The organism is Photorhabdus kayaii (assembly GCF_025384895.1).
Taxonomy (GTDB): Bacteria; Pseudomonadota; Gammaproteobacteria; order Enterobacterales; family Enterobacteriaceae; genus Photorhabdus; species Photorhabdus kayaii.
Window position 1 is genome coordinate 17,680 of record NZ_JAJAFZ010000050.1, and the last position, 20,794, is coordinate 38,473.

Here is a 20,794-nt window from a genome sequence, read left to right on the forward strand (position 1 = left end):
TAGCGGGTTATTCTACTCATGATCACTACGAATACCAAACCACTGATGATACCAACGTGACATAATTTGTTGCCTATAGCTCATCATTTCAACATGATCGCCATAAAAATAACCCGTTATCTGCCCGGATACCGCGGTACTACGCCATTCTGCCCCAATTTTACGATAACGTCGCTGCACTTTAACCGAAGGAAGTCGCCACGGGCTATAACGTGCAACAGAGGCCAGTGCATATTGTGGTGAGACGGTATGAATAAAAGCGGCTGTAGATGACGTGTTACTACCATGATGTGGAACCTGCAATACGGTCGATCTTAAATTCTCTTTTTCTATTCCCAATAGCTTATATTCCCCTTGCTTTTCCAGATCTCCGGTTAAAAGCAAGCTATGTTTGCCATCTTCTACCCGAATGACACAAGATTCGTCATTACCTGCGTGTAATGATCTTACCGGCGGCCATAATACACGGAAACTCAACCCCTGCCAGAGCCACTGTTCACCGCGTATACATGGCAGATGTTGCTGATTAATTAAAGAACTTCTCACAGCAATACCTGGATATTTTTGTTGTAAGGATTCTAACCCACCGGTATGGTCAAGATGATCATGACTGATAATAATCTGCTCTGGCGTTAATCGATGCCAACGCAAATAAGGGATTATCACCCTTTCTGCCATACTGCCAGTTTCCCAACGATTAGCGGTATCAAAAATCAGCGCCTTGCCATCTTTTTCAATGATAACCGCAAGCCCGTGCCCAACATCCAGCATAGAAAATCGCCACAGATATTCTTCGTTGCGCCTCAGATAGCAGAGCATTATCCCTAAAGAAATGCCAATCAGTAACTTATATGATTGCCACCAAGCAAATCGCCAAATGATGACAACAAACCAGCCAATAAACGTTATTAATAGAGGAAAACGACCCGTTTCATTCCATGACTGTTGCAAAACTGGCAAAGGAATTAAAGAGAAGGTTACAGAGTAATCGACTAATTGCCATAATAACGCATGAATAAGAGAACAAAAATGACTTATTAATGCCAGCATAATCAACGGAACAGTAATAAAAGAGATGATTGGCACAGCCCAGAAGTTAGCAAATAACGCGGCAAAATTGACACCATGAAATAATAATAGCTGGAGAGGAATAAGCATCAGCATCATACCCATTTGCATATATAACCCGCGCAGCCATAGCCATTTCCAACCATAACGAAATGGCTCAATCAACGGCGCCCAAAAGAACCAGAACATTATCGCCATCACAGCAAAGAAGGAGAGCCAGAAGCTGTCAGAAAGCACAGTCAGGGGATCAAATAAGAGAATCATTGCGGCTGTCCACAATGCCCACTGCCAAGGGAAACAGAGAATATTTCTGTAACGTAAATATAGCCAGAGCGTTAAACCCAGTAATGCACGAATAGCCGGAATGCCCCAACCCGATAACCAGACGTAATTTATTGCCACTATCCAACCGATAATCAATGGAAATCTGTGCCCTATCCAGTGTACGGGAAAGAAGAGTTGTAATAATCTTGCCATCCACCAACCAAACATACTGGCAACAGTAATATGCAACCCTGAAATAGCCATAAGGTGAGCCGTACCTGTTTGTTGTAATAATAAATTATCCTCCTTACTTAACCACTGACGCTCTCCGAATGCTAATGCCATCGCAATACCACTATGCTTCAATTCACGAATATCCGGTGCAATATGACTGACCAATCGCTGACGTAAGTTACATTTCCCGTCAATTAATTCAGCATGAATGACTTTCCCTGTTAAAGGTCGGCGGATAGCTAATGCCCTACGCTGGCTATCATATCCACCTTGATTTAGCTGACTATGAACTGGCCGTAATTTCATTTTCAGCCGCCATTCTTGACCAGCACACAGAGATTCAGGCGAAATATCCCAATAAGCGGAAACATACAGTGGCGGAAAAATAACTTTGTTTTCATTCTCAATAATACGCAGGATAACCCTGCCTTTCTCTTCATTATCTAATGATAAACTTTCAATAATAACCCGTGATAAATGCGCTTTTTCACTAAAATAGATTATCTGTTCGAGCAAATGATTTCCCTGCCAGCACCCAATAAGAAATGCCAGTAACGAAATTGAAACTATCCGGCAAAGGCAAAATGGTAAGAATAAGCAGAATAGAGCCAGTAATAGCAATGTCATAACCTGCCATTTCTGTGGTAACTCAGGCAGAAAAAGCAAGGGTACAATACCGACAATAATAGCTATTGCGGCCTGATTCACGCTAATGATTGGTATAGGTTGTTTCCAATTTGTTGTTATCTTATTTATCACAACTGAAAACCACATCCTTATTCATCCTTACCCTTTTATTTTTCCAGCAGAGTATTCCTTATTTTTTACAAAGCAGCCAGAAGCACAAGAAAAATTATCAAACACCTTCGCAGATTAATTTCAGGTTAACAATCATTTCAAAAATATATGCGAACAGCTTCGCAAATACAGAAACTGCCACCTGCTAATTTTTGTTTTGTGATTAAGATCGCATTGATTAAATTTAAATAATACTAAATTAATATTTCCATTCTATTTTTATATGGAAAATAATCAAAAAATCATGTTAAATACAATAAGGTGGTTTTTATGAAAAACAAAATAATTGTATCTGACTCTCTGCAAGAACATCATCTTACTAAATTATTTAATAATGAAGTGTTAGCAATCCATATAAAGAAATATGTTGATAGTCCTATTGCAAACAAGCTCTCTGATTTTTTTCTCTCTCACGAAAATCTGGAATGTCATCCTCATGATTTGAAAAAAGGAGATGAAGTTGTTTTAGTTGATTATGGTGTTGATAGAATTGGCCAGTCTTACAACACAACTTTTGGCAAATCCAAAGATAGCGATAGCTATAAAAAATATTTTGAAAATGCGTTACCGGCCATCAGAAATGTCAGAAATTTCTGTGCTCCAATGTTAGCTCCTTTCGATAAATTTCGTTTAGAACTGGACGAGATATGGTCCGCCGGAGCCAGCATTGCAAACTTTGAAGGTAAAAAGATGCATGCGGGTATTGCCAGAGTGATGAGCAGGCCGGAACGCTCTTTCATGGTTGAAAAACAACCCCATTTTGATGGCCTTCAACAACAATCGGTCAATTTGTTGGGGCAATTCTCAGTGAATATCTATATAAAAATACCTGCAAATGGAGGAGAACTTGAGCTGTGGGATGTTCCTGAAATCCCTATTACCGAGTTAATCGAAGATAATGCAGAAAATGATTGGCGAGGCACACTTCCGCCATCCATCCTTATTAAACCAGAACAAGGAGATTTGATTATAATAAACACCAGGAAACCCCATGCTATTCGTAGTTTTTCTGAAGGGTGCAGAATATCATTACAAAGCTTCATTGGATTATCACTAAATAAACATCTCATGTTATGGAATTAATTATATGGTTGGTGTAATCAGTACATTAGGAACATTTTTTATTTTAGGATTGGGAGCTGCGGCTCCCGTTGGCCCTATAAATATAGAAATTATGCGTAGACACTTGAATATCAGTTGTCTTCACGCAGTAATTTTTGGCTTAGGTGCTTGTTTTGCCGATATAATTTATTTGTTACTTTTAGGTTTTGGTATATTACAATTGTTTTCCAATACTATTTTTATGCCTATTTTTGGGTTTTTAGGAGCATTGATGGTCATTTGGTTTGGTATTACCAGCTTCATAAATAAGAAAAATGAGGAAAATATCAATATCATCTCCAAACCCTATCATAGGCAATTTTTTGATGGTGTATTGTTGACACTATTAAATCCATACAATGTTATTTTTTGGCTGTCTGTCAGCGCACAACTCAACAATATTACATCAGGTAAATATAGTTTAGCTATTGGTGCAGCAGGGACAATTATTGGCGTCATTGTTTGGGTTGCCTTTATTAATACTGTGATATTCTTCTCCAGGAAAATGTTCAGTCATCGTGTTATCAAGTTTATTAATTACACCAGCGGTATCATTCTTATTATGCTTGGAATCTATTTCTTTTCATATTCAATAACATTATTTAATCTGAAATTTTCTTAAGTCAGGAAATGCTATGCCTGAAGGTCCAATAACGTTTTTAATCAAACAAAAAGTACGCATCTGGTAAGCAAACGACAATGGCAATTCAGGGTTAGCAACAGCGAAATTGGGATAATGCTTCCCAATGTTATTACTGGCCTCGCCGATGATCTCGAAGTTGCGGATCATGGCGTCTTGCACCAACCGGTTGTTTAGGAACGCCACACCACCGACAATGATGTAAGTGCCGGGATGTTTACCACAAGTAACCTTATCTCCTTCACGAGCCGTTGCTCGCCCATCAAATGTCATGGTGTGGTCACCAGTAATAATCTGGCCGCCACACGTTGTTTTATCACCAACCAGCAGGAAATACCCTATTGCCATCTATTCACTTCTCCATTGATTTATAGCATGAAGAGTGGTTCTAACTGAAATCATCATGTTTTCACCACTTATGGATTAATAAATATTCAATGATGCAATGGATTTCACCTAAAAATATATAGGAATATTCCGAAATTTATCGAAATTAAGTGGCTTGATGCCGGTATTACCTTATATTTTTAACAATTTTTATACATTTATTTATCAAAAGCGAATATCACGAATAAATTTAAAACCAATGACGATATTAATTTTGCATACGAGTGATTTCTGGAGACACAACGTCAGATTGACAGGATTATGGGGAAGGTTTTCTCAATATAAAATTCAGCTCTATTTTTATATGAGCCTTGATTGATCAAAAAAGTGCTGACCAAAAGGCCAGCACTTTATTACTAATCTAAAACAGCACCAAAGACACTGTTTAGAATAAGCAATAACTTGTATCTTCAAACTTAATCGTAGATATTCACGCGATCACGCAACTCTTTGCCAGGTTTAAAATGGGGAACGTATTTACCTTCCAGCTCCACTTTATCACCGGTTTTAGGGTTACGACCTACGCGCGGAGCACGGTAGTGAAGAGAAAAACTGCCGAATCCGCGCACCTCTATACGTTCACCATCTGCCAATGTTATTGCCATATGGTCGAGTATTTCTTTCACTGCATCTTCAACGGTTTTGGCCGAAATATGAGATTGCTGGCCAGCAAGTCTTTCAATTAATTCAGACTTGGTCATGAGTACCTCCCTAAACTACCGTACTTGGATAACACTTACGTGTTATCCACCGTTATTCACTCGAATTATTCGCCTTTCGCTGCTTTGAAAGCTTCAGCCATTGCATTGTTTGCAAAGTTTGCGTCTTCTTGTTTGTTCACAGAAGCGATAGCGTCTTTCTCGTCAGCTTCGTCTTTAGCGCGAACAGACAGGTTGATAACGCGGTTTTTGCGATCAACACCAGTATATTTAGCTTCAACTGCATCACCCACGTTCAGAACCAGCGTTGCATCTTCAACACGGTCACGAGAAGCTTCTGATGCACGCAGGTAACCTTCAACGCCGTCAGCCAGTTCTACTGTCGCACCTTTAGCATCAACTGCGGTAACTTTACCAGTAACAATAGCACCTTTCTTGTTTACAGATAGGTAGTTATTGAATGGATCTTCTGCCAGTTGTTTAATGCCCAGAGAGATACGCTCACGCTCTGCATCTACTTGTAGAACAACAGCCGCGATTTCATCGCCTTTTTTGTATTCACGAACGGCTTCTTCTCCAGCAACGTTCCAGGAGATGTCAGACAGGTGAACCAGGCCATCAATGCCGCCATCCAGACCAATGAAGATACCAAAGTCAGTAATAGACTTGATCTTACCTTCAACACGGTCATTTTTGTTGTGAGTTTCAGCAAATAGCTGCCAAGGGTTAGATTTACACTGTTTCAGACCTAAGGAGATACGACGACGTTCTTCGTCGATATCCAGAACCATAACTTCCACAACGTCACCAACGTTAACCACTTTAGATGGGTGGATGTTTTTGTTGGTCCAGTCCATTTCTGAAACGTGTACCAGACCTTCAACGCCTTCTTCGATTTCTACGAAGCAACCGTAATCAGTCAGGTTAGTTACGCGGCCAGTCAGTTTAGTACCTTCTGGATAACGCTTAGCGATTGCTACCCAAGGATCTTCGCCCAGTTGTTTCAGGCCCAGAGATACACGGGTACGCTCACGGTCAAATTTCAGTACCTTAACTGCGATTTCATCGCCCACATTGACGATTTCACTTGGATGTTTAACACGTTTCCAAGCCATATCAGTAATGTGCAGCAAGCCATCAACGCCGCCCAGATCAACAAATGCGCCGTAGTCAGTCAGGTTCTTAACGATACCTTTAACTTCCATACCTTCTTGCAGGTTTTCCAGCAGTTGATCACGTTCTGCACTGTTTTCAGATTCGATAACAGCACGACGAGAAACCACGACGTTGTTGCGTTTCTGATCCAGTTTGATGACTTTAAACTCAAGCTCTTTACCTTCCAGGTGAGTTGTATCACGAACTGGACGAACATCAACCAGAGAACCAGGCAGGAATGCGCGGATACCGTTCAGTTCAACAGTAAAACCGCCTTTTACTTTACCGTTGATGATGCCGGTAACTGTTTCTGCGTCTTCGTAAGCTTTTTCCAGCATCAGCCACGCTTCATGGCGTTTTGCTTTCTCACGAGACAGAACAGTTTCACCAAAACCATCTTCAACAGCGTCTAGCGCAACATCAATTTCATCACCGACCTGGATTTCCAGCTCACCCTGAACATTTTTAAACTGTTCTACAGGAATAGCGGATTCTGATTTCAGACCTGCATCAACCAATACAACGTCTTTATCAATAGCAACAACGATGCCGCGAACGATAGCACCTGGACGAGTTTCAATAGATTGCAGGGATTCTTCAAAGAGTTGAGCAAAAGATTCTGTCATGTTAATGATCTTCAAGATTTTAATTTAACGTCCATTATAGCTTCCCGCCGAATGGGGTTGTTTTACATGCCCTGCTACTATTCCCTGTAACAAGGTTGTTTGGTTTGCGGAAAAATTCGATACCCGCGTACCTAATTTTTAGTACATCGTCATCAATTATAAGCTAAAAACTTAAAACCGCTCAGGTAATTGAGAGAATTTTTTTCGCATAATTTAGCGCCTTGTCGATAACTTCTTCGATAGACATATTGGTTGAATCCAATATTAATGCATCTCCAGCCGGCGCTAACGGCGCTACTGCCCGGTTACGGTCGCGGTAATCACGTTCCTGTATCTCGGACAAAAGACATTCAAAGTTAACACTAAAGCCTTTTTCCTGCAACTGTAGCATACGTCTGCGCGCACGTTCTTCTGCACTGGCATCAAGAAATATTTTTACCGGGGCATCAGAAAACACCACAGTTCCCATATCACGGCCATCTGCAATCAAGCCCGGTGCAACCCGAAAAGCACGCTGACGCCGTAACAAGGCTTCACGAACTCGTGGGAAAGCAGCCGCCTGCGAGGCAGTATTGCCGACCGTCTCAGTCCGGATCTCATTACTGACATCCTCGCCCTCAAGCATCACACTGAGCTTCCCTTTTCTAGGGACAAAGCGCACATCAAGATTAGCAGCCAGAGGAACTAACGCGTCTTCAGACTGGATATCCACCTGATGATGAATCGCTGCCAGTGCCAACACTCGATAAATAGCACCTGAATCAAGCAGTTGCCAGCCTAAGACCTCTGCCAGTGCCTGGCATAATGTCCCTTTACCTGCACCGCTTGGCCCATCAACAGTTATTACTGGGGCTATCGCCACCATTATTGTTCTCCTTTAACATGGCAGGTTAACACTTCACCAGATGCTGAATATTTATTCAATAAAATAATCAATATCTGCCGTTTATTATACGCACTCACAGAGTGAACGAAATAAGCGCATGCCATGTAGATATACCCGTTATCTTTCAAGTTGCTTCTTTGTTGGCTGCTCTCGCTCACCCCGGTCACATAGTTACCTATGCTCCCGGGGATTCACTCCCTTGCCGTCGCGATGCATCTTGAAATCCATAGGGTATAGATTTTGATCAAAGAAATACGCTTTATTAAATCATAATAATCGATAATTATGACTTTCGCTGGCTTAATCTCTCCAATTGATTGAAATAGTCAGGAAAGGTCTTTGCTGTACAACCTGGATCGAGAATGGTAACCGGTGTATCGGACAACGCCACCAACGAGAAACACATCGCCATTCGATGATCATTATAGGTACCAATTTCAGCAGGTAACAATCTTGGTGGTGGTGTGATGCGAATGTAATCACTCCCCTCTTCCACCTCGGCACCGACTTTACGCAATTCAGTTGCCATCGCATGCAGCCGATCCGTCTCTTTTACCCGCCAGTTGTATATATTGCGAATGACGGTCTCCCCTGCCGCAAACAACGCAGTGGTTGCAATGGTCATAGCTGCATCAGGAATCTCATTCATGTCCATATCAATGCCAGTGAGAGAGCCTCGTTCACATTCAACAAAGTCATCACCCCAACGAATTTTCGCCCCCATTTTCTCCAGCACATTGGCAAATTTGATATCCCCTTGAAGGCTATTTTTACCAACTCCGGTCACCCGCACAGTACCACCTTTAATTGCCGCCGCCGCCAGAAAATAGGAAGCAGAAGAGGCATCACCTTCAACCAAATAGTGGCCCGGAGAAACGTATTGCTGTTGGCCTTTAATATGGAAAATCTGATATTGATCGTGATTTACGGTAATACCAAAACTTTTCATCAATGCCAGAGTGATATCAATATAAGGTTTGGAAACCAATTCCCCTTGAATATGAATCTCAGAATCATTTTCTGCCAATGGCGCAGCCATCAGCAATGCGGTCAGAAATTGGCTGGAAACACAGCCATCTACCGTCACTTTGCCACCAACAAACCCCCCTTTGATGTGTAACGGTGGATAATTTTCCTGTTCCAGATAATCAATTTCCGCTCCCCCTTGACGCAAAGCATCCACCAAGTGACCAATTGGACGCTCTTTCATCCGAGGTTCGCCGGTAAGAACGACGTCATTTTTTCCCAAGCATAACGCGGCGGTTAGGGGACGCATCGCTGTGCCGGCATTACCCAGAAACAGTTCTACCGGCCCTTTATGGGTAATCAATCCACCAATACCGTCAACTTCACAACGGGTACGATCATCAGATAAACGATAACTGACACCCAGCGCAGCCAAGGCATTGAGCATATGACGAATATCATCACTGTCCAACAAGTTAGTTAAGCAGGTAGTACCTTTAGCCAAGGCTGCCAGTAATAACGCACGGTTGGAAACACTTTTTGATCCTGGCAGGTTAATAGTTCCACTAATGGAAGAAATAGGTTGTAGCATCAGGGATTGCATAAATAACAGGCTCTCCGATTCTCAATTAGGTTATTTTTAATTATAAGTGAGTCATTGTTACGTTTGAGGAAATATTTTTTTCTACCCTGAGATAGGCCGGGAACCATTGTTCCCGGTAAAGTTGACAAATCAGCCGTTACGACGCTCAAAATCAGCCATAAAATCAACTAAAACCTGAACCCCTTCGACAGGCATTGCATTATAAATAGAAGCACGCATACCGCCGGAAACCCGGTGACCTTTCAATGCCTGCAACCCTTGTGCATCTGCTTCTGCCAGAAATTTGCTATCCAGTAAGGCATCAGCCGTCTTGAACGGCACATTCATCAGGGAACGATTTTCAAGGACGACTTGGTTATGGTAGAAATCACTGTTATCAATGGCATTATAAAGTAACTCAGCCTTAGCACGGTTACGTTTTGCCATCTCTTGTACCCCGCCTTGCTCTTTCATCCACTTGAAGACCAAACCAGAGAGATACCAGGCAAACGTTGGCGGCGTGTTGAACATGGAGTCATTCTCTGCCAGCACCGTATAATCAAGAATAGACGGGGTTTCTTTACGGGCTTTGCCTAATAAATCTTCACGAACAATAACCAGTGTGAGCCCCGCCGGACCAATATTTTTCTGCGCTCCAGCATAAATCATACCATAACGGCTAACATCTAACGGCCCGGAAAGAATAGAGGAAGAGTAATCCGCAATAATAATTTTATTATCATCAAAATCTGGATCTTTATGAATTGCGATACCGTCAATGGTTTCATTCGGGCAATAATGGACATAAGCCGCATCATTACTTAATAACCATTCACTCATTGGCTTAACGCCTTTCAAGCCATTAATTTCGGTTTTGATATTAATCACATTCGGCGTGCAATATTTTTCTGCTTCTTTGACTGCACATTCAGCCCAGTAACCGCCATCAATATAATCAGCTTTAACATTATCACCCAGCAGGTTCATTGGGATAGCGGCAAATTGACCACGGGCGCCACCATGGCAGAACAATACCTTATAGTTTTCAGGCACTGACAATAGATCTCGCAGATCATTTTCAGCTTCCTTTGCCACTGCGACAAATTCCTTACCTCGGTGACTGATCTCCATAATTGAAGTCCCAATACCATGCCAGTTACAGAGCTCTTGTTCAGCTCTACGCAATACTTCGACCGGTAACATAGCGGGACCTGAACTGAAATTATATACCTGATTCATTTACCTCACCTTATTCTGATTATTCTGACGAAATAACAATGATTGATAACAATAAATAATCTGATATATCGGTTGTACCATTCCCATTTCATTGCTGCAATGGTTATTCAAACGTTGAACAAAACTATCGCAAAAATAGCCAATAAACTTGTTCATTCAGCGCTATTACAGGTGAACCGCTTATTTTTTACCTTTTTTATCTACAGCTATGAGAGGAAGGAATAATGTGAATGGCGAATTGGGTAAAACAATAAAGCCATGATGTCGGTAAAATCGCACTGCATTATCATCTTTTGCGTCAACAAGCAGCGCATAAGACGCAATTTCGGCACGAATGGTCTCTCAATAGCATCAGCTAGCAATGCTCCACCGAGTCCCTAATTTCTAATTGCCTGATCAACGGCCAACCTCCCCATCCGTACTGCCGGCACTGTTGGGTATCGTGGCAGTTTCTTAATAGTAGCCGTAGGGAGGTTGGTCAACTGGATACCAGCGGCAGCCAGAGTATAATATCCCACTACCCGGTGATCATGAAGCGCAACAAAACAAGCTGCTACGCGGCGCCTAACATCCTGACCAACCTGCACCTGTGCGCTCTATTGTTATCCCTGAATCACAAATCAATATTTCACAAACATCTCGTGAATTTTTACTGGATCACGCGTTTCAGTCAGAGCTAATTGTAAAAGTACTCTGGCCTTTTGTGGGTTCAGACGTTCAGAAGCGACAAAGCCATGCTTGCTATCATCCACTTCCGCATCCTGAGTAATATATCCCATCGGTACACGACTTGATCTGACGACCACAACCCCATCTTTAGCCGCTTGAGCCAAAGTATCGAAAATCGCCTTATACATATTACCGTTGCCCACACCAGCGCTGACAATACCTTGGTAACCCGCACTCAAAAACGCTTTTGCTGGCAAATCAGACGCATTGGCATAGTTATAGACAATGCCTACTTTAGGCAGTTTATCCAGTTTACTGACATCAAAAATCGCCTTACTCGCTCTCGGTTTAGCGTCAGCGTAATAATTGACTTTGCCATTATGAACAAAGCCCTCAGCACCCGCATTAATTGGTTGGAATGCCTGAACTTCAGTGGTGCTCATTTTCACCACGGTGCGACCACTAATAACCGCATTATTCATTGCCATCAATACACCACGTTTGGCTGATGCTTTATCACCCGCAACAGCCACAGCGTTATACAGATTTAACGGGCCATCGGCACCAAGCGCCGTAGACGGGCGCATCGCACCAACCATGACAATCGGTTTCTGGCAGTGGGTAGTTAGATCGAGGAAGTAAGCGGTTTCTTCCATTGTGTCAGTACCGTGGGTGATAACAAAACCATCGGTCTTGCCACAATCCGCGTTGATTCTTTTCGCGAGTGTCAACCACACCTGATCATTCATATCCTGCGAACCAATACTCACCACCTGCTCACCTTTTAGGTTGGCGATATTTTTGATCTCAGGAATAGCATTGACTAATTCATCAATAGCAACTCTTCCAGCAACATAGTTGGATTGGATTGCAGACTTCCCACCACCCGCAATCGTCCCTCCCGTCGCCAAAAGCGTAATATTTGGTAAAGCAAAAGCAGAACCACTAATTAATGCTAATAAACTGGCTAAAGCTGTGTGTTTCATCTTTTTCATGCTTCTTCCTTAATAAAAAATATCCTATTAGATTATGGATCATGATAACAATAAATCTGTGATACATACCAGACTTTAGCTACTGAAAAAAAACTCGTATGATGAGCGCCCCATAACGCGCACTCATAAGTGAATACCATGACGCAAACCTTTATTCCCGGCAAAGACGCCGCACTGGAAAACTCAATCAACCGTTTTCAGCAAAAACTGCAACACCTTGGTTTTAATATCGAAGAAGCCTCATGGCTGAATCCGGTTCCCAATGTCTGGTCAGTTCATATCCGTGACCGCGATTGTCCTCTCTGTTTTACCAATGGCAAAGGTGCAAGCAAGAAAGCCGCTTTAGCTTCTGCTTTAGGGGAGTATTTTGAACGCTTGTCAACTAACTATTTTTTTGCTGACTTCTATTTAGGCGAAGCTATCGCTAACGGTGATTTTGTCCATTATCCGAATGAAAAATGGTTTGCTTTACCGGAAGATGATTCTCTACCAGCAGGCATTCTGGATGACCGGTTACACCAATTCTATAATCCTGAAAATGAGTTATGCGCCAGTCAGTTAGTCGATTTGCAATCAGGTAATGAAGAACGTGGTATCTGCTCGCTGCCATTTACTCGTCAGTCTGATCATCATACCGTCTATATTCCGATGAATATTATTGGCAATCTTTATGTTTCCAATGGTATGTCAGCCGGCAACACTATGAATGAAGCCAGAGTTCAGGGATTATCTGAAGTTTTTGAACGCTATGTGAAAAATCGTATTATTGCCGAAGGCATCAGCCTGCCAGAAATTCCCCAGGAAGTGATGAACCGTTATCCCGGCGTTGTTGCCGCAGTCAGCAAATTACAGGATGAAGGTTTCCCACTCTATTGTTATGACGCCTCTCTCGGTGGACAGTTCCCGGTTATTTGCGTAGTGCTGTTTAATCCTAATAACGGGACTTGTTTCGCCTCTTTTGGTGCGCATCCTGAATTTGGTGTAGCACTGGAACGTACTGTGACCGAACTATTACAAGGACGCAGTTTGAAAGATCTGGATGTGTTCAATGCGCCGACTTTCGATAATGAAGAAGTGGCAGAACATACCAATCTGGAAACTCACTTTATCGATTCGAGCGGTTTAATCAGTTGGGATTTATTCAAACAAGATGCTGATTATGCGTTCGATGACTGGAATTTCAGCGGCACAACAGAAGAAGAGTTCGCCACTTTGATGGCAATCTTCAAACAATTGGATGCCGAAGTTTATATTGCTGATTACGAGCACCTTGGTATTTATGCCTGCCGTATTTTGGTTCCGGGAATGTCTGATATTTATCCTGTGGAAGATTTACATCTTGCTAATAACACGATGGGAACGCATTTGCGGGAAGCTTTATTAGCATTACCGAATAGCCAGTGGCAAGCCGAAGAATATCTGGCACTGATTGAGCAATTAGATGAAGAAGGTTTGGATGATTTTACCCGTATCCGTGAGTTGCTTGGCATTGCGGTGGGTAAAGATAATGGCTGGAGCAATTTACGGATTGGTGAACTGAAATCCATGTTGGCGCTGGCTGGCGGTGATTTGGAACAGGCTTTAATTTGGGTAGAATGGACCCAAGATTTTAACGCCTCAATCTTTACGGCCGAACGCGCTAATTATTATCGTTGTTTGCAAACACTACTTTTACTTGCTCTGGAAGCGGATAAAGCGCCTACACAATATTATCAAGCATTCGTAAAAATGTACGGGCAAGATGCTGTTGAAGCAGCATCAGCAGCTATTTCTGGTGAACACTGTTTTTATGGTCTGTGGTCAGTTGATGCAGATTTAAAATCACTGCCCGCTCATCAGACTTTATTGGCTGCTTATGAGAAGCTGCAAAAAGCAAAATGCGATTTCTGGAACGCAAAATAAAATTGTAGAAAAGACAATTCATAATTAAAAGTAAAATTCAGGTTAAATTAAATTTATTTGCAACAACAAGTAAACAACAATTTGGCCTGTAATTTTACTTGTCAAACTTCCTACCAATGGTTAAATAAAAAAATATTATAAATTTTAAAATTTTTTTATTTCATTAAAATCAACATGTTAAGTTTAATTTGAACCGTTTTCACTCTCCAAAACAGAGTCCACTCTTAGGGAATTATGATCTATATCAAATTCTCCCCTTCACGCCTTTGTTACTATCATTACATACCGTAACTTATTAATGATAAAGAGAATGTTGGTATGAAAGCTGACAACCCCTTTAACCTATTACCACCTGCGGTAATGACACAAATCGCCAATGACATTGGTGTTTATAAAACCACTAAACCTGTTGCCATTACCTATCTGTCAGCAATAACTGCCGGGATTTTTATTTCCATTGCATTCGTCTTTTATATTACCGCGACTACAGGAACCACATCTGTCCCTTATGGGCTAACTAAATTAGTCGGCGGCATCTGTTTTTCCCTTGGATTAATGTTAGTAGTCGTTTGCGGAGCAGATTTATTTACTTCTACTGTGTTGACGATTATTTCCAAAGGCACCGGGCGTATAACCTGGTATCAAATGATTAAAAACTGGATTAACGTTTATCTCGGTAATTTGATTGGCGCACTATTTTTCGTCGCCATTATCTGGTTTGCCGGTCAATACCGCGTTGCCGACGGATTATGGGGCTTGAATGTCTTGCAAACAGCAAACCATAAAATGCATCACTCTTTTATTGAAGCGCTATTTTTAGGCATTCTCGCCAATTTAATGGTTTGTCTCGCTGTTTGGATGAGTTATGCCGGACGTAGTTTAATGGACAAAATATTCGCCATGATTTTGCCAGTAAGTATGTTCGTTGCCAGCGGTTTTGAGCACAGTATTGCGAATATGTTTTTAATCCCGCTTGGCATTGCTATTAAGCATTTCGCACCAACTGAATTTTGGATTAACGTAGGGGCAACGCCTGAACAATTTTCTCAACTCACCATTGCACACTTTATTACTAACAATTTAATTCCAGTCACTATTGGTAACATTATCGGTGGCGCCATTTTGGTGGGGTTAACTTACTGGTCAATTTATCTGCGTAGTGAGCAGAAACATTAATTAGCTCTCTCGCCTGATTTCTTAAAAGTTCGATTATTACAAAGGTAGAAGTATCATGACTGAATTAAATAAAAAGTTCTCTGTAGCATGGCAAGGTTTTAACCTGGGTGATTGGCAAAGCGCCGTCAATGTTCGTGACTTCATCCAAAAAAACTATACGCCATATGAGGGTGATGAATCTTTCCTGGCAGGTTCGACAAAAGCGACCGATACCTTATGGGAAAAAGTCATGGAAGGTATCAAAATCGAAAACCGCACTCATGCGCCGGTTGATTTTGATACTGATGTTGCTGCTACTATTACCTCCCACGACGCAGGTTATATCGAAAAAGATCTGGAAACCATTGTTGGCCTGCAAACGGAAGCCCCATTAAAACGTGCCCTAATCCCATTTGGCGGCATCAAAATGGTAGAAGGATCATGTAAAATTTATGGCCGTGAACTCGATCCTAAATTGAAACAGATTTTCACTGAATACCGCAAAACGCATAATCAAGGCGTTTTCGATGTTTACACACCAGATATTCTTAAATGCCGAAAATCTGGTGTTCTGACAGGTCTGCCTGATGCCTATGGCCGTGGTCGCATTATTGGTGACTACCGTCGTGTTGCAGTATACGGTATCGATTTCTTGCGTGATGATAAATTAGCTCAGTTCAATTCATTGCAGGAAAAACTGGAAAGCGGTGAAGATCTGGCAATGACTATTCAATTGCGTGAAGAAATCGCTGAACAGCACCGCGCTCTGGGCCAGATTAAAGAGATGGCGGCTAAATACGGCTATGATATTTCTGGCCCCGCCACTGACGCTAAGGAAGCGATACAGTGGACTTATTTCGCTTATCTGGCGGCGGTTAAGTCTCAAAATGGTGCCGCAATGTCCTTCGGTCGCGTTTCCAGTTTCCTGGATATCTACATCGAACGTGACCTGAAAGCGGGTAAGCTGACAGAAGTTGAAGCTCAGGAATTAATTGACCATCTGGTGATGAAACTGCGTATGGTTCGTTTCCTGCGGACACCTGAATACGACGAACTGTTTTCCGGTGACCCAATCTGGGCAACAGAATCGCTGGCAGGTATGGGGATAGATGGTCGCACGCTGGTGACTAAAAATAGTTTCCGTTTCCTGAACACCCTATACACAATGGGTCCATCACCAGAACCCAACATGACCATCCTATGGTCCGAAAAACTGCCGACAAATTTCAAAAAATTCGCGGCAAAAGTTTCCATCGATACCTCATCTTTGCAATATGAGAACGATGATTTGATGCGCCCCGACTTCAACAACGATGATTACGCTATTGCTTGTTGCGTCAGCCCTATGATTGTGGGTAAACAGATGCAATTCTTCGGTGCCCGCGCAAATCTGGCTAAAACGATGCTGTACGCCATTAACGGCGGTGTAGATGAAAAGCTGAAAATGCAGGTTGGCCCGAAAGAAGAGCCAATAAAAGATGAAGTGCTGGATTACGACAAGGTTATGTCCCGCATGGATCACTTTATGGATTGGCTGGCAAAACAGTATGTTACTGCACTAAACATCATTCACTATATGCATGATAAGTATAGCTATGAAGCTGCACTGATGGCACTGCACGACCGTGATGTTTACCGTACTATGGCCTGTGGCATTGCCGGTCTGTCTGTCGCCGCTGACTCATTGTCTGCCATCAAATATGCCAAAGTGACCCCGATCCGTGATGAAAATGGTTTAGCGGTTGATTTCAAGATTGAAGGTGAATATCCACAATTCGGTAACAACGACTCACGTGTTGATGATATCGCCTGTGATTTGGTTGAACGTTTCATGAAAAAAATCCAGAAACTAAATACTTATCGCAACGCGGTACCGACACAATCCGTTCTGACCATCACTTCTAACGTGGTATATGGTAAGAAAACGGGTAACACTCCTGACGGACGTCGTGCTGGCGCACCATTTGGGCCCGGTGCCAATCCAATGCATGGTCGCGATCAAAAAGGTGCCGTCGCCTCTTTGGCCTCTGTGGCTAAATTGCCTTTCGCCTATGCAAAAGATGGTATCTCTTATACCTTCTCTATCGTACCAAACGCGTTAGGCAAAGATGATGAAACACGCAAAACTAATCTGGCTGGTTTGCTGGATGGTTATTTCCACCATGAAGCAGAAATTGAAGGTGGTCAGCATTTGAACGTCAATGTGATGAACCGTGACATGCTGCTCGATGCCATGGAAGACCCTGAGAAATATCCTCAGCTCACCATCCGGGTATCAGGTTATGCCGTACGTTTCAACTCACTGACTAAAGAGCAACAACAGGATGTAATTACCCGTACTTTTACCCAATCTATGTAATAATTTGTTAGCAAAGGCCCTGAATTTTAGGGCCTCTATTCGTTTATCCTGCCAGTTTTGGAGTAAACCTGTTATGTCCGTACTTGGTCGTATCCACTCTTTCGAATCTTGTGGCACCGTTGATGGCCCCGGTATCCGGTTTATTGTTTTCTTTCAAGGTTGCCTGATGCGTTGTCTCTATTGCCATAACCGCGACACATGGGATACCCACGGCGGCAAAGACGTGACTGTTGAAGAATTGATAAAAGAAGCGACAACCTATCGTCATTTTATGAACGCATCCGGTGGCGGGGTTACTGCATCGGGTGGTGAAGCCGTTCTTCAAGCTGAATTTGTACGTGACTGGTTCCGAGCCTGTCGTGCCGAAGGTATTCATACTTGTCTTGACACTAATGGATTTGTCCGCCGCTATGGTCCGGTTATTGATGAATTAATGGATGCCACAGATCTCGTTATGCTCGATTTGAAGCAACTTAATGATGAGATTCATCAGAAATTAGTCGGTGTCTCCAATCATCGCACCTTGGAGTTTGCCCGCTATCTGGCTAAACGTAACCAGAAAACCTGGATTCGTTACGTTGTGGTTCCGGGTTGGTCCGATGATAATGAATCCGTTCATAAGCTAGGTGAATTTACCAAGGATATGAAAAATATTGAAAAAATCGAGCTTCTACCTTATCACGAACTGGGTAAACATAAATGGACAACTATGGGGGAAAAATATCAGTTGGAAAGTGTAAAACCGCCAGCAAAAGAGACAATGGAGAGAGTGAGAAACATTTTGGAAAGTTATGGTCATAAGGTTGTCTATTAATTAAATTAGTTAACTTCCATCTCTGAAATGACGTTTAAAAACAGTAGGAAAAACCATCTTAAATATCAAACTCTGGCTTGCCAGGATCAAACTATATATCCGTTATCTTTCAAATTGCCTCTTTGTTGGCTGCTCTCGCTCACCCCGGTCACATAGTTTGCTATGCTCCCGGGGATTCACTCCCTTGCCGTCGCGATGCATCTTGAAATCCATAGGGTATAGATTAACTTCACAGGTAATAAGGAATATACAATAGGAATAATAACTACTACAGAAGATAAAACCATATAAAAACCAATCATATTCTCTGTAGAAAAATAGGACAATACTATTCATATAATAAACAATGAAACAAAAATAAATCTATAAAACCTATTCCCTAACAAATTAATTTCATCATAATATAAAAAGAAAACAATCCACATAATCAGAAAAACATTTATCACGATGATGCTATATTTTTATATTTCTTCATAAATATAAATGAGTTAACTGGCATCAAGAAAAGTGCAATAGGCATTGAAATAACCACAGCAAATAAAACTCCATAAAGATTAATCACAGTCTCCATTAAAACAATAAGGGGTCGCTTCAGAAGATAAAGCTAATCACCCCACTCTTTCATTCCAGAAGTGACATTTTAAAGTCGTAATAACAACTTCAGAATATCATGGCTTTTAATATTGCATTATGTGGCAAATTCCCCGGTACCAGAATTTGTAAATTTTGATACCTTACAACAAAGGAGTTCATGAACTCTGTTTGGATACCAAAATCAGTAATAAACGGTCATATCAGGCACATGAACATTAAGGTTTTAACGAAACAGAGCGAATCATTTGTTTCCGCAAACAACTCACTTAATCGCGCTCCCCATGTTCTTAGGGTGTCATTTCGCCCCCGATAAAGTTGCTTCCGTCTGATAGGTTTCAGCTTCGCCGGACAAACGTAAAAGTCCCTTGTATAGCTATCATCCTGTAAGAACAAAAATGCCGATCTTGAATATCGGCATTTTGCTGTAAAAGAGAAGATTAATTTAATGCTTTAACGCTTCAATTTTATCCCGGCTCAGTCCGGTACTGGTGACAATAATGTCCAGACTCACGCCATGCCGTAATAAGGCACGAGCCGTTTCCAGTTTACCTTCCTCTCGACCTTCAGCTCGACCTTCTGTTCGGCCTTCTGTTCGGCCTTCTGTTCGGCCTTGCTCAATACCTTGCTTGATACCTTGCTCGCGCCCTTTTTGTTCAAGCTCTTCTGCAATAGTCATCAACATCGTTTCATGCTCCGGAGATTGTTACTTCAGTCTGACCGGTTTCAGCTTCGCCAGGCAAACGTAAAAGTCCCTTGTATAGCCACCATCCTGTAAGAACAAAAATGCCGATCTTGAATATCGGCATTTTGCTGTAAAACAGAAGATTAATTTAATGCCTTAACGCTTCAATTTTATCCCGGCTCAGTCCGGTACTGGTGACAATAATGTCCAAACTCACGCCATGCCGTAATAAGGCACGAGCCGTTTCCACTTTACCTTTCTCTCGGCCTAGTTCAATACCTTTCTCTCGGCCTAGTTCAATACCTTCCTCTCGGCCTTCAGCTCGGCCTTCTGTTCGGCCTTGCTCAATACCTCGCTCAAGCCCTTTTTGTTCAAGCTGTTCTGCAATAGTCATCAACATCGTTTCATGCTCCGGAGATTGTTCAATCAGTTGATGGACAAATTGTGAGAGATCCAACGTATGTCCATTCAGTAAAATATAGCGTAACACCACACTGCGCTGCTCAGTTGTATTATACCCTGCATTCAAGAGTTCCACCAATTGGAGGAGCCATTCCTGCATATCCCGGCAGCGGATGTGTTTTTGCACCAGCTCCATCAGGGCAACGCCTTTATGTGTCAGGATCTCTTCATCGCTGAGCACGCTGACGTCCACCAACGGAAACGCCTGGCGGTATAAGTGAGCAGCCTGTTCAGGGAGCGTAAAACAATCCAGCCACCGGTTTGAATAAGGATACGGCCGAACCTCACCATGATAAAACAGCAAAGGCGCCACCAAAGGGAGTTCAGTATGGCCTTTTTTCAGGTGAGCCGCCATGGCTAACATGGCATAATACATCAGCCGCCAGGCCATCAATGGGTCAGGGGTGGATTGATGTTCAATCAGGCAATAGATATAACCTTGCCCCCGGGCCGTTTCAACCGAATACAGAACATCACTGTGCAGTTGACGTAAATGCTCATCCACAAAACTGCCGGGCTCCAGTTTCAATGTGGCTAAATCACACAACAACTGGAT

At 42.3% G+C, this 20,794-nt stretch carries 18 protein-coding genes and 1 pseudogene; 6 read left to right on the forward strand and 13 right to left on the reverse strand.

The features are described from left to right. Positions 1–12: 12 nt before the first annotated feature. Positions 13–2,340, reverse strand: a complete 2,328-nt coding sequence (locus LGZ98_RS16805; protein WP_113043186.1) for a ComEC family protein — start codon at positions 2,338–2,340, stop codon at positions 13–15. A 294-nt stretch (positions 2,341–2,634) separates the two neighbouring features. Here LGZ98_RS16805 and LGZ98_RS16810 point away from each other — a divergent pair, with 294 nt between their 5' ends. Together LGZ98_RS16810 and LGZ98_RS16815 are read left to right on the forward strand one after the other, a co-directional pair. Next, complete coding sequence (locus tag LGZ98_RS16810; RefSeq protein WP_113043187.1) at positions 2,635–3,447, forward strand: 2OG-Fe(II) oxygenase family protein; 813 nt, start codon at positions 2,635–2,637, stop codon at positions 3,445–3,447. Between the two features lie 4 nt (positions 3,448–3,451). Continuing rightward, positions 3,452–4,087 carry a LysE family translocator gene (locus LGZ98_RS16815; RefSeq protein ID WP_113043188.1) on the forward strand — a complete coding sequence of 212 codons (636 nt, stop codon included), beginning with the start codon at positions 3,452–3,454 and terminating at the stop codon, positions 4,085–4,087. Here LGZ98_RS16815 and LGZ98_RS16820 read toward each other — a convergent pair. The 10 genes and pseudogenes from LGZ98_RS16820 to ansB form a co-directional block, all read right to left on the reverse strand. Beyond that, the gene (locus LGZ98_RS16820; RefSeq protein ID WP_262978315.1) at positions 4,064–4,291 is read right to left on the reverse strand and encodes a HepT-like ribonuclease domain-containing protein; all 228 of its coding nucleotides are present in this window, start codon (positions 4,289–4,291) and stop codon (positions 4,064–4,066) included. The two genes, LGZ98_RS16815 and LGZ98_RS16820, sit on opposite strands and share 24 nt — an antisense overlap. Further along, a pseudogene (locus tag LGZ98_RS16825) lies at positions 4,286–4,453 on the reverse strand (PAAR domain-containing protein); the annotation flags it as partial. The gene LGZ98_RS16820 and the pseudogene LGZ98_RS16825, both read right to left, overlap by 6 nt. 455 nt (positions 4,454–4,908) lie before the next feature. Then, positions 4,909–5,193 (reverse strand): integration host factor subunit beta, encoded by a 285-nt coding sequence (ihfB, locus tag LGZ98_RS16830; protein ID WP_011145915.1) that lies wholly within the window; start codon positions 5,191–5,193, stop codon positions 4,909–4,911. A gap of 65 nt (positions 5,194–5,258) precedes the next feature. Then, positions 5,259–6,932 carry a 30S ribosomal protein S1 gene (rpsA, locus tag LGZ98_RS16835; protein ID WP_113043189.1) on the reverse strand — a complete coding sequence of 558 codons (1,674 nt, stop codon included), beginning with the start codon at positions 6,930–6,932 and terminating at the stop codon, positions 5,259–5,261. Positions 6,933–7,113: 181 nt separating this feature from the next. Continuing rightward, complete coding sequence (gene cmk, locus LGZ98_RS16840; RefSeq protein ID WP_113043190.1) at positions 7,114–7,797, reverse strand: (d)CMP kinase; 684 nt, start codon at positions 7,795–7,797, stop codon at positions 7,114–7,116. Then, on the reverse strand, positions 7,797–7,985 hold the full coding sequence (locus LGZ98_RS16845; protein WP_146748108.1) for a hypothetical protein: 189 nt from the start codon (positions 7,983–7,985) through the stop codon (positions 7,797–7,799). The genes cmk and LGZ98_RS16845 overlap by 1 nt, the downstream gene beginning before the upstream one ends. 116 nt (positions 7,986–8,101) lie before the next feature. Continuing rightward, the gene (aroA, locus tag LGZ98_RS16850) at positions 8,102–9,388 is read right to left on the reverse strand and encodes a 3-phosphoshikimate 1-carboxyvinyltransferase (RefSeq protein ID WP_113043191.1); all 1,287 of its coding nucleotides are present in this window, start codon (positions 9,386–9,388) and stop codon (positions 8,102–8,104) included. 129 nt (positions 9,389–9,517) lie between these two features. Continuing rightward, positions 9,518–10,606 carry a 3-phosphoserine/phosphohydroxythreonine transaminase gene (serC, locus tag LGZ98_RS16855; protein ID WP_228900627.1) on the reverse strand — a complete coding sequence of 363 codons (1,089 nt, stop codon included), beginning with the start codon at positions 10,604–10,606 and terminating at the stop codon, positions 9,518–9,520. A 377-nt stretch (positions 10,607–10,983) separates the two neighbouring features. After that, on the reverse strand, positions 10,984–11,193 hold the full coding sequence (locus tag LGZ98_RS16860; RefSeq protein WP_262978312.1) for a hypothetical protein: 210 nt from the start codon (positions 11,191–11,193) through the stop codon (positions 10,984–10,986). A 33-nt stretch (positions 11,194–11,226) separates the two neighbouring features. Further along, a complete protein-coding gene (ansB, locus tag LGZ98_RS16865; RefSeq protein WP_262978313.1) occupies positions 11,227–12,270 on the reverse strand; it encodes an L-asparaginase 2 in 1,044 nt (347 codons plus the stop codon). A gap of 138 nt (positions 12,271–12,408) precedes the next feature. Between ansB and ycaO the strand changes: the two genes are divergently transcribed. The 4 genes from ycaO (at position 12,409) to pflA (ending at position 18,500) form a co-directional block, all read left to right on the forward strand. Continuing rightward, on the forward strand, positions 12,409–14,172 hold the full coding sequence (gene ycaO / locus LGZ98_RS16870) for a 30S ribosomal protein S12 methylthiotransferase accessory factor YcaO (RefSeq protein ID WP_113043194.1): 1,764 nt from the start codon (positions 12,409–12,411) through the stop codon (positions 14,170–14,172). Positions 14,173–14,490: 318 nt separating this feature from the next. Next, positions 14,491–15,348 carry a formate transporter FocA gene (gene focA, locus LGZ98_RS16875; protein ID WP_113043195.1) on the forward strand — a complete coding sequence of 286 codons (858 nt, stop codon included), beginning with the start codon at positions 14,491–14,493 and terminating at the stop codon, positions 15,346–15,348. A 55-nt stretch (positions 15,349–15,403) separates the two neighbouring features. Beyond that, positions 15,404–17,686 (forward strand): formate C-acetyltransferase, encoded by a 2,283-nt coding sequence (gene pflB / locus LGZ98_RS16880; RefSeq protein ID WP_113043196.1) that lies wholly within the window; start codon positions 15,404–15,406, stop codon positions 17,684–17,686. Positions 17,687–17,759: 73 nt separating this feature from the next. Next, entirely contained in the window at positions 17,760–18,500 is a 741-nt protein-coding gene (pflA, locus tag LGZ98_RS16885) for a pyruvate formate lyase 1-activating protein (protein WP_228900639.1), read from the forward strand. A 1,036-nt stretch (positions 18,501–19,536) separates the two neighbouring features. Here the strand turns inward: pflA and LGZ98_RS16890 are convergent. Together LGZ98_RS16890 and LGZ98_RS16895 are read right to left on the reverse strand one after the other, a co-directional pair. Next, positions 19,537–19,776 (reverse strand): Rpn/YhgA-type helix-turn-helix domain-containing protein, encoded by a 240-nt coding sequence (locus LGZ98_RS16890; RefSeq protein ID WP_449301284.1) that lies wholly within the window; start codon positions 19,774–19,776, stop codon positions 19,537–19,539. A gap of 148 nt (positions 19,777–19,924) precedes the next feature. Then, positions 19,925–20,794 (reverse strand): Rpn family recombination-promoting nuclease/putative transposase (locus tag LGZ98_RS16895; protein ID WP_262978314.1); only part of this gene is annotated, 870 nt, incomplete at its 5' end.

Bases quoted from the DNA above. Each gene is read 5' to 3' on its own strand.
- serC (WP_228900627.1), bottom strand. From the start codon at position 10,606: ATGAATCAGGTATATAATTTCAGTTCAGGTCCCGCTATGTTACCGGTC.
- pflB (WP_113043196.1), top strand. From the start codon at position 15,404: ATGACTGAATTAAATAAAAAGTTCTCTGTAGCATGGCAAGGTTTTAAC.
- ycaO (WP_113043194.1), top strand. From the start codon at position 12,409: ATGACGCAAACCTTTATTCCCGGCAAAGACGCCGCACTGGAAAACTCA.
- LGZ98_RS16890 (WP_449301284.1), bottom strand. From the start codon at position 19,776: ATGTTGATGACTATTGCAGAAGAGCTTGAACAAAAAGGGCGCGAGCAA.
- cmk (WP_113043190.1), bottom strand. From the start codon at position 7,797: ATGGTGGCGATAGCCCCAGTAATAACTGTTGATGGGCCAAGCGGTGCA.
- ansB (WP_262978313.1), bottom strand. From the start codon at position 12,270: ATGAAAAAGATGAAACACACAGCTTTAGCCAGTTTATTAGCATTAATT.
- LGZ98_RS16810 (WP_113043187.1), top strand. From the start codon at position 2,635: ATGAAAAACAAAATAATTGTATCTGACTCTCTGCAAGAACATCATCTT.
- rpsA (WP_113043189.1), bottom strand. From the start codon at position 6,932: ATGACAGAATCTTTTGCTCAACTCTTTGAAGAATCCCTGCAATCTATT.
- ihfB (WP_011145915.1), bottom strand. From the start codon at position 5,193: ATGACCAAGTCTGAATTAATTGAAAGACTTGCTGGCCAGCAATCTCAT.
- LGZ98_RS16805 (WP_113043186.1), bottom strand. From the start codon at position 2,340: ATGTGGTTTTCAGTTGTGATAAATAAGATAACAACAAATTGGAAACAA.
- LGZ98_RS16815 (WP_113043188.1), top strand. From the start codon at position 3,452: ATGGTTGGTGTAATCAGTACATTAGGAACATTTTTTATTTTAGGATTG.
- focA (WP_113043195.1), top strand. From the start codon at position 14,491: ATGAAAGCTGACAACCCCTTTAACCTATTACCACCTGCGGTAATGACA.
- aroA (WP_113043191.1), bottom strand. From the start codon at position 9,388: ATGCAATCCCTGATGCTACAACCTATTTCTTCCATTAGTGGAACTATT.
- pflA (WP_228900639.1), top strand. From the start codon at position 17,760: ATGTCCGTACTTGGTCGTATCCACTCTTTCGAATCTTGTGGCACCGTT.